This is a genomic window from Streptomyces sp. B1866, assembly GCF_031932565.1.
Lineage (GTDB): Bacteria > Actinomycetota > Actinomycetes > Streptomycetales > Streptomycetaceae > Streptomyces.
This window is the reverse complement of record NZ_JAVSCF010000439.1, coordinates 1-2,802: the sequence shown is the minus strand read 5'-3', so window position 1 is coordinate 2,802 and position 2,802 is coordinate 1. Positions and strand designations below refer to the sequence as shown.

2 protein-coding genes are annotated in these 2,802 nt (G+C 78.8%); both read right to left on the bottom strand.

The annotated features are described in order from the left end of the window. Positions 1–598: PucR family transcriptional regulator ligand-binding domain-containing protein (locus RKE29_RS29165; RefSeq protein WP_312008714.1), on the bottom strand; the 598-nt coding region annotated here is incomplete at its 3' end. 151 nt (positions 599–749) lie between these two features. Next, positions 750–2,802: ATP-binding protein (locus tag RKE29_RS29160; protein ID WP_312008713.1), on the bottom strand; the 2,053-nt coding region annotated here is incomplete at its 5' end.

Genomic DNA, 2,802 nt, shown 5'->3' with positions numbered 1-2,802 from the left:
GCCGCTCGGCGTCGGCGGCGTACCGGGCGGCGCGGCGGGCCGCCCAGTCGGGGGCGACGGCGGTCACCGCGCCCGCGGCGTCGTACACCGCGGCCCAGCCGTCGACCTCGGTGGCCAGCCGGGCGAGCAGCGCGGCGGGCCCCTGGGGGCCGAGCGCGGCGCGGGTCAGCTCGCGCTGCGCCTCGAACCCGGCGGTGACCGACCGGTACTGGTCGGCGGCGAGGGCCGCGGAGACGGCCTTGGAGATGGCGATGAACGGCGTGGGGCGCGGCACGGCGAGCAGCGGCAGGCCCTCCTGCCGGGCCGCCCCGACGAGCGCGGCGGGCACCGCGCCGTGGTGCACGCCGACCGCGAAGCCCAGCCCGGCGACGCCCGCGCCGGCCAGCCGCCGCACGTAGCGGGTCATGGCCTCGGGGTCGGCGACGTCCAGCGTCAGGCCGGTGACCAGCAGCAGTTCGCCGCCGTCCAGGTACGGCACGGGGTCGGCCAGCTCGCTGGCGTGCGCCCACCGCACGGGCGTGTCGAGCCGGTCGCCGCCCGCGAGCACGGTCAGCCCGAGCCCGGGGTGGCGGACGAGGGACGCGAGCGTGGCGGGCATGGCACCTTCCGAGGGCTTCCCGGGGCTGACGTTCCGTACGAACGGGTCCCTTCGATTCTGCCCCAGTGGCCCACACGGCGGCGCGGGCGGCCGGGACCGCGCCCGGTCCCGGCGTCCCGCGCGGGGCGGCGCCGGGGCCGCCGGGCGCCGGTCAGGACCGCAGGTCGACCAGGACCGGCGGCGCGCCGCCGCCGGTGACGGACGTCACCGACAGCACCGCCTGGCCGGGCAGGACCGCGTTGGCCAGCTCGGAGGCCGACCAGCGCTCGCGCTCCACCGTCCGCACGGTCACCGACTGGAGCGTGGCGCGCTTGCCGGTGATCAGGCTGCGGACCGTGTGCAGCGCGCGGGTCAGCGGCTGCTCGGAGACGAACTCGCGGTCGGTGACGTCCCGGGTCTGCACCCACTCCTTGCCCCACACCTCCGCGAACCGCTGCCCGTCCCGGGTGGTCACCCCGGCGCAGGCCATCCGGCAGCCGACCGCGCCCAGCAGCGCGCCGCCCAGGCCCTCGGGCACGTCGTCGAGGGTGCGCAGGGTGAGCACGACGCCCGCGCCCGCGGACCGCAGGCGCTGGATGCCGCGCAGCGCCTCGGGGCTGACGGTGTGCGAGGCGTCGTCCAGGACCAGGCAGGCGAACAGGGACCGGTCGCGGCGGTTCCCGGCGGCCTCGGTGAACTGCGCGAGGATCAGCCGGGTCAGCATCCGGGACGCCTCGGCGTGGCCGCGCTCGGGCAGGTCGACGCGCACCCGCAGCGGGTGTTCCAGCGCGCCGCCCAGGGAGAACGGGCGCCGTCCGCCGGCGGTGTCGAAGAACCCGGCGAAGGCGGGCCGGTCCAGCAGCGCGATCCGGTCCGCGAGCAGCGGGCCCACGTCGCCCGGCGCGGCGGCCTGCCGCTCGCGCGCGGCCAGCTCGCGGGCCTGGGCGCGCTGCCCGGACGCCTCCAGTTCGCGGTGCAGAGGCTCCAGAACGGCCGGGGAGCCGTCCAGCAGCTCCCTCAGCTCGGGTACGGACGGGAAGCGGCCGTAGGCGGCGTGGAAGGGGCCCAGGAGCTGGGCGAGGGCGGTCGCGGCCCGCCTGCCGTCCGCGCCGGGCAGGTCGCCGACCAGCGCCTCGGCGAGCGCGCCGGCCGCCTCGTCGGGGTCGCTCCCGCCGCCGTACAGGTCGAGGTCGTAGGCCGAGTCGGGGCGGCCGATCTTCACCACGACGTCGAACGCGTCGTCCGGCCCCAGCCCCGCGCCCGCGGCGCCGACGGCGACGACCGCGACGCGCCCGGCCAGCGCCTGGAGGCACAGCGACTCCACGACGGGCCGCACCAGGCGCGCGGTCTTGCCGGAGCCGGGCGGGCCGACGGCCAGCAGCGAGGTGCCCAGCACGTCGGGGTCCAGGGCGAGCCCGGCGCCGCGGTGCTGGTGGGGGTTGCGCGGGTCGTCCACGGCGGTGCCGATGCGGACCTGGCGGACCGGCAGGTCGTGCCGGGCGGTGCGTACGGACACGTCGCGCGCGCCGGAGGGGTGCGGGCAGGCGGCGGCGCCGTGCCGCAGCACGGTGTCGGTGAAGGCGGCCAGCGAGTTCCGGCCGGCGCGCACCGACTGCCAGGCGCGCTCGATGCGCGCCTGGTCGACGTCGTTCATCAGCCCCTCGCGCGCGTCCGCGGCCAGCCGGTCGGCGGCGGCGTGCGCACCCGCGGCGCGCAGCTCGGGCCACTCGGCGGGGTCCTCCCGCGGGAGCGGCGGCCCGGCGGGCCGGGTCCCGTCCGACGGCCCGGCGGCGGAGTCGTCCCACAGGCGGCGCAGCACCGGGGTGGCGTAGCGGCGCCAGACCTCGGGCCAGTTGCCGATGCGGCCGAAGACCACGGCGATAGCGCCGATGACCAGCCACCGGTAGACCTTGGCGGCGTACAGGCCCTTGTCCGTCTTGTCGTAGTACCACCAGGAGTCGGGGGTGACCGCGCGCAGCGGCCACTGCCAGTAGCCGCCGAGGTAGTGGTGGGACAGCAGGGACCACAGCAGCCAGCCGCACAGGGCGGAGATCAGCGCGCCGCCCACCAGCTTGCCGCCGGGGATGCGGTCGGGGTCCTCGGGGGGCCGGGGCCGGTGGCCGTAGGCCCACACGCCGGGCGGCACGGCGGGGCGGGGCGCGCGCAGCCAGGCGACGAACGGCGGCGGCGCGGCGGCCTTGGGCGCGCCGGGCGGCGCCGCGGGG